This is a genomic window from Streptomyces sp. PU-14G (genome assembly GCF_041028275.1).
Lineage (GTDB): Bacteria > Actinomycetota > Actinomycetes > Streptomycetales > Streptomycetaceae > Streptomyces.
This window is the reverse complement of record NZ_JASKYT010000392.1, coordinates 1-6,930: the sequence shown is the minus strand read 5'-3', so window position 1 is coordinate 6,930 and position 6,930 is coordinate 1. Positions and strand designations below refer to the sequence as shown.

1 protein-coding gene is annotated in these 6,930 nt (G+C 76.7%); it reads left to right on the top strand.

The genetic code is table 11. From position 1 onward, the window contains the following. Positions 1–6,930, top strand: a 6,930-nt coding sequence (locus tag AB8Z75_RS29695; RefSeq protein WP_369207362.1) for a lonely Cys domain-containing protein, incomplete at both ends; no start/stop codon positions are given.

Genomic DNA, 6,930 nt, shown 5'->3' with positions numbered 1-6,930 from the left:
CCCCCCACGGACCCCGGCTCCCCCTACAGCGGTCACCCGGACCGCCGCGGGGCGTACCAGCCCGCACAGCGACCGCGTCCCCGGGACCGGTACACGGACGGACGGTTCGGCGGTGGACATCCCGGCGCTGGACGGCACCGCGCTGGACGGCCCCGCGGTGCACATCCCGGCGACGGACGGCCCGGCGACGGACGGCCCGGCGACGGACGGCCCGGCGACGCACGCACCATCGGCGGACGGCTGCGGCGGGACCGCCGCACGGCCCACCCCTACGCCGCCCCGTTCCGGGCCGGGCTCAGGCCCGACGAGCGGCTCGCCCTGGCCCGGCTCGACCGGCTGCGGTCGGCCGACCCCGAGCTGCGCGGCGGCCCGCTCGACACCGACCGGCTCGCCCGCCGCGTCCTGCTGCTCGCCCCGCAGGAGCGGGTGACCGGCGAGCTGCGCGCCGAACTGCTCCGGCTGGCGTCGTCGTTCGCGGCCGAGGACGTCCGCAGCCTGGCGGGCCTGAGCGCGCTGTACCTCGTGCGGCGCGGGGCGTTGGACGACCGGTTCCGCATCACCGACACCCGGGGCCGTCCGCGGGGGCTCAACTGGACCGACACGCCGGTCCCGGCCGACCTCGACCTCGCCACCACCGCCGTGCGGACCGACGGGCCGCAGGGCAGCACCGTCGGCGAGGTCGGCTCGGCGCTGTGGGCCACCGGGCCCGGTCGGCCCGACGCCTATCTGCTGGTGGCCTCCGGAGGACGCCGGGTCCTGGTGAAGGGCCGCGCCGGATTCGCGCGCGAGGTGCCGGCCGAGGTCCTGGGCGAGCTGATGGTCCTCGACCGGGACCTGGCCGCCCAGCCGTGGGACGTCCCGGTGGCGCTGATGGTCCCCGGGTTCGCCCGCGGGCTCGCCGGGCCCGCGACGCTCGCCGGCCGGCTCGACCGCGCCGTGGTGGCCACCAGCGGCGTTCCGGCGGTGATGTACCCGGCGGGGCAGACGGCGAGCCCGGTCTTCGGCCTGGTCGACGAGGTGGGCCGGCCCCGGGGCACCTTCGTCCTGGCCCCGCCCGGGCCGGTGCGCCCGGCCACCGCGACGCCGGGCTGGGAGCGGGACGCGGACATCTTCCCCATCGCCACGGCGGACGGCTGGATGACCGGCTTCGTCTCGGTCGATCCCGGCGCCGACCGCGACGGCGGCCAGGGCCGGCTGGCACATGCCGGGCGCCTGCCTGCGGTGACCTCGTACGTCACCTACAACGTCCAGCTCGGCACGTTCAGCGCGCCGCTGAACGTGCCCTGGCCTCCCGGCAGCACCGGCTTCGACGCCCAGCACGGCGGCCCGGGCTCCGTGACCTGGGCCACCGCGGCCGGGCCGCAGCTCGTGAGTGGCATCGAACACGCCCGCGCCCTGGTCCGCTGGTTCTCCCTGTCCCAGTCGTTGCCGAACCGCACGCTGCTGATCTGCTTCTCCGCGGCGCGGCCGGGCGTCGGCGGCGTCGTCCTGACCGGGAACGCGGACGGCCCGCTGCCCTTCGTGCCCGACCCGCTCGGGGTGGTACCCGTCGGGCAGGACGTGGCCAACGAGACCGGGGAGACGGTCTACGGCCCCCTGTACCGCATCTCCACGACCATGAACGCGGACGGCGAAGTGGTCGTCTCCGTGTGGAGCAACGTCCGCGGCGAGGGCGCCTTCCTGGTGAAGTTCCGCCCGGAGCCGAAGGGCGCCGCACTGGACGAGCGGGCCCGGACGGCGGGGCTCCACCGCGGCCCCCGCCCCGCTTCCGAGGCCGACAGGCAGCGGGCGCTGCGGCTGGTGCGGGCGCTGCGCGAGGTATTCCACGATCCCGACATCGACGACCGGCCGGACTACCCGTACCTGCTCAGGGGCATCGGCGCGCTCGACCGCATGCGGGAACTCGATCCGCTGCTGGATCGCGACGGCGTCCGCGCGTTCACCCTCGACCTGCTCCAGCGGGTCGTGCGCGGCTTCGGCCCGGCGACGTCCTCCGCCGCGCCCGGCACCCCCGAACGGATCCGGGAGGTGCTCGGGTGGGCGGATGCCGCGTGGCAGTCCGGGCCCCGCCCCCTCAGCCGGTTCGCCGTACTGCCGCACCTGGCCACCGCCCTGGGCCGGCTGCCCGCCCTGGGGACGCCCGAGGCCGTGGCGGCGGCGCGCGAGATCCTGGGTGCCGGACCCGGGCAGCCGGCGGGGGAGGCGGAGCTGTCCCGGCTGCTGTGGTCCGACGTCCGGGTGCTGGAACTGCTGGAGACCCTCCAGGACCGGGGCAGGTTCGCCGCTGCTCTGCTGCACCTCGAGGGCCCCGACCCGGCGCGGTTCGGCGAGGCCGCGGTGCTGGCGCGCAAGGCGTTTGCCGCGGGCCGCTCCACCTTCCCCGAGCTGGCCGCCTACCACCTGGAGTTGCAGGGCGCCCTGTCGGACCGCACGCTGGGCAGGGACAGTTCGGGCGCGATCAGCGGCCGCGACCTGGGCCAGGGCTCGGCCGGGCTGGACGGCGACTTCGACCACACCGTCATCACCCTGCTGGACTACGGGCCGGACGGGAGGCTCGTCGAGGTCGGCACGGCCCCGGCCCCCTGGTACGCGCCGGGCCGCCCGGTCCCGTTCCCGTACGTCTTCGACGGCCGTTTCCTGGGCGCGCCGGTACCGAAGCAGGAGTTCGGCGAGCTGGTCTTCCGCGACCGCGAGCTGCACGGGGCGCCCGTGGGTGCCGACATCATCCTGGTGGGAGACGGCGCCCGGCCCCCGGTCGGGGTGCCCGTCGGCGAGACACCGGCCGGGGAGGGCGTCCGGAACTCGGGCCGCACGGTGTGGGCCACGTACGGCCGGACCGGGATCCACCGCCGCCCGGGCTCCCGGAGGTACACGGTCTACGTGGCGCCGGACGCCTGGCGGCCCCGGCCGTTGGCATCCGACTGGGGCCCCGTCAGGCCGCGCGACCTCCAGCCGTCCGCCGCGGCGCCGCCGTCGAGCGTGCCCGGACACGCCTACGGGACCGGCACCAGGGCGCAGTCCGCGGGGGAGCCGGCCGAAGCACCCGCCGCGCCGTCCACGGTGCAGCCCGCCGACGTACCGGCTGCGCCGTCCACGGGAGAGCCCGCCAACGCACCGGCCGCGCCGTCCCAGGACACCGAGACCCTCGCGCTCACCTGGGACGAGCACACCCGGGCGCGGGAGCTCGTCACCGAGACCGCCGCGGCCGGTCCTGATGCCGTGCAGCAGTGGGGCGAGGCCATGGAATGGCTGGAGGACGCCGAGGCGCGGCTGTACGCCCTCGGCGTCCCGCCCCGCCAACTGGCCGCCCTCGCCCCGCGCGGTGGCGACACCGCCCCGGCCCTGGGCGACGACCGGCGGGCGTGGCTCGCGGGACGGGTGACGAAGGAGGACCTGTCCCCGGACGCGCCCCGGCTGGCCCCCGACGCGTACGTCGACGTGTCCGAGCTGCGCGCCCTCGGCGTGCTGACGCAGAGTCAGGAGATGGAGGCCGTGCTCGGCGGCGGCCGGCTCGCGGCCCGCACCCTGTCCCCACTGGTCCAGGTGCGGCTGCTGCTGCGCAAGCCGGGACCGGGTCCGGACGGTATCGACGCGGTCGCCGCCACGGTGGCGCGGCGGCTGTGGCGGTCGGCGTTCGACGCGTTCGCGGCGGCCACCGCGCCGCGCGAGGGGGCGAGCTCCCAGGACGGCACGGAACCCGGGGACGACGCGGCGACGACCGCCGCGCTGGCCTGGGACCTCGCCGTCTTCCTCGTGCTCCCCGGCGTACCGGACGCGGCGCGGGCCGACGCCCGGTACGCCGGGGAGGCGTTCCACGCGGCGGTGCGGGACGTCGCCGAACACCTGCAGTCCCACGGCCCGGACGCCCGCTCGGCCGTGGAGCTGGCCGACACCCGGCGCCGGGAGCTGGGCCTGCGCCCCCGGTGGACCGAGGCCGACCCGTCCGCGCCTTCCCGCCCCCGGCCCGTGGTCCGGTCGACCGTCAGGTCCTCGGATGTCGACATACCGGATGCCGGCTCGGGCCCGGAGCCGGAGTCCAGCTCGGAGGCGGAGTCCAACGCGGAGTCGGGCTCGGGCGTCGAGAGGCAGACCGCCCAGGACGGGGCCGGGTCGGAGGCCTCGGAGTCGTCCGGCCTCTCGGACGCGACCGCGTCGGCGGGCCCCGCCCTGGCGGCGCTCGCCCAGGCCGAACCGGCCCCCGCCGCGTCCGCCGCGACGCCCGTTCCGCCGCCCGTCCAGGACCCGGCGGCGGACGAGACGGCGCCCGCCACGCCGGTGTTCACCGCCCCGGTGGCGGAGAGCGCGCTGCCCACCCCCGTGCAGCGGCTGGACGCGCTGCGCCAGAAGGACCCGCGCTCGGCCGCCGGGCCGCTCGACGTGGCCGCACTGGCCCGGCGCATCCTCCACCTGGACCCGGACGCCACCGTGGACGACGCGGTGCGCGAGGAGCTGTTCGCCCTGGTCGAGGCCGCGGTCCCGGCGGGCCGCGCGACGAGCGTGACGGCGCTGGCGGCCCTGCACGCCGAGCGGCAGGGCGTGCTGGACGCCCCGTACCGCTTCACCGAGCGTGGCCGTCCGGCCGGTCTGAACTGGAAGGGCACGCTGAGCACGGAGATCGACACCTCCGTGGTCGAGCGCTACCGGCCGACCGGGGACGGCGGGTTGCAGTCCGCCGGCGCCTCGCTGGCCGAATGGCCGGAGAACGCGTACGTCGTGGCCGCCGACGGGAGCCACAACAGCGTGGAGGTGCCGTGGCCGAACGGCACGTTCCGGTCGCTGGACATCGACGAGTTCGTCGAGCTGATGAAGCACGACCCGGTGCTGCGCGGGCTGCCGCCGAACACGTCGGTCGTCCTGGCCGTCCAGCGAGGCGGTGACCGGATCCGCGCACTTCCGCGGCTGCTCGCGGCGCGGACGGGCCGCGACGTGTGGGCGTACACGGGCGTGGTGACGGCCCGGGACACGGTGGGCGGGCCGGTCACCCTCAGAACCGTGCGGACCGAGGGCAGCCCCGGCGGCGACTGGCTGCGCACCACCCCCGGGAAGGCACTGGCCCACGACACCGGCGTCCCGGACTGGTACGACCGGGTGCTGGTGCGGCCCATCGTCAGCGGGACGACCGGCAAGCAGACCGGGTACTCCGTGTTCTCCCGCGCCGAGCTGGCCGCCTCGTGGGAGCGGCGGCTGCGTGCGGCGGACCGGGTCAGGACGTTCGTCTACTACAACCCCGCCGCCCGCACCTACTCCGAGCCGTTCGAGGTTCCGGGAGCGGACGAGAAGACGTTCGAGATCGTCCTGCACGGTGCCCCGGGTACGGCCTCGGTCGAACTCCAGGACGGCAGCAGGCGGATACTCAGCGGGGACGAGCTGGAACGGTGGGTCGCCCACCTGCTCTCCTCGGTCGACCTCGACGGGGACACCCGGATCTCGCTGATGATGTGCTGGGCCGGCTCCCCGGCTGACAGCGCCCCGCCACAGCCGGGCACCGCGCGCCACACCCGGCCGGGCACGTTCGTCGCCGATCCGCTCGCCGACATCCCCACCGGGCAGATCTTCGCCAACGCCGCCCGGCGCCCGGTGCGTGTCGCGCACCGGGAGACCGGTATCAAGGGCCGCGGCCGGTACCAGCGGACCCTGTTCACCGACCACCGGGGCCGGAGGTTGCCGTTCACCTACTACGTCCCCGAGCCCGACCGCGCCGGACTCGACCGCCTGGCACGGGTGGCCGGGCTGCACGAGGGGGACGCACAGGTCCCTGCTCCGGTCCGGGAGCGCACGCTGCGTCTGGTGCGTGCGCTGCGGCTGACGTTCGGCAACGAGGTCGAGGCCGACGCCGACTACGCGGGCCTGCTGCGCGGGGCCGCCGCGCTGGATCGGATGTGGCGGTCCGACCCCGCGTTCCGCGGTGCCGGGCCGTTCACCCTGGACCTGCTGCGGCACGTGGGCCGGGCCCACGGGACGCCGCTGCCCGACGGGGGTGTGCGGGTGGACGAGGCCGCCTACCGGGCAGCGCTCGGCGCCGCCGCCGGCGCCGCGCCCGGCACCCGGCTGTCCGCTTTCGTGCCGCTGCCCGCGGTGGCTCAGGCAGCCGCGTGGGCGGCGGCGACGGACCTGACGCAGGCCGCCGTCGACGCGCTGGCGTTGTCCGGCCCCGACGCGGTGGGTGACGCCGAGCGGTCCCGGCTCTTCTGGGCACGGGCCAAGGTCTGGCAGGAGCTGCCCCGGCCCGGCACCGACCTCGACCTGACCACCGCGCGGGCGCTCCACCTGCGTTCGGCCACGCCGGTGGACGACGCCCGGCGCGAGGAGCTGCGCACCCTGGCCACCGCGGCGTTCGCACGCGGCCTCGACGCCACCGACGCCGACGCGCTGTCCGCGTTCCACCTGGAGACCCTCGGCGCCTTCGGGTCCGCGACGCAACTGTCCGACACCGCGGGTGACAGCACCGGGCGCGACTACACGCCGGGCGCCGGGCCCGGCGTCCTGGACACCACGCAGATCCGGCGCGGCACCCGGCTGGAGGACGCCCCCTGGCACCGCAGGCGCCGCGACGGCACCGCACGCCCGGCCCCGTACGTGGTGCGCGGGACCGCCGATCCGGCCGACCCGGAGTTCCTGCTGATGGACTTCGGCACGGGCCCGCTGCGGGTGAGCTTCCAGGAACTGGAGCACCTGCTGCGCCGCGATCCGGGGCTGCTCCGGCGCGGGCTGAAGACCGACCTGGTACTGGACATCGCGGGGCTGCCCGACGGCTACGGGGAGTACCTGGCGGACACCCTCTCCCAGGGGACCGGCCGCAGGACGTGGTACGTCGAGGCGGACACGGACCTGAGCGGCACCGGCACGGCGGGCAGTTCCGTCCTCACCACCCACCCGGTGGGGGAGCGGGATCCGCGCTGGGACAGCAGGCGCCCCGTCGACCCCCGGCAC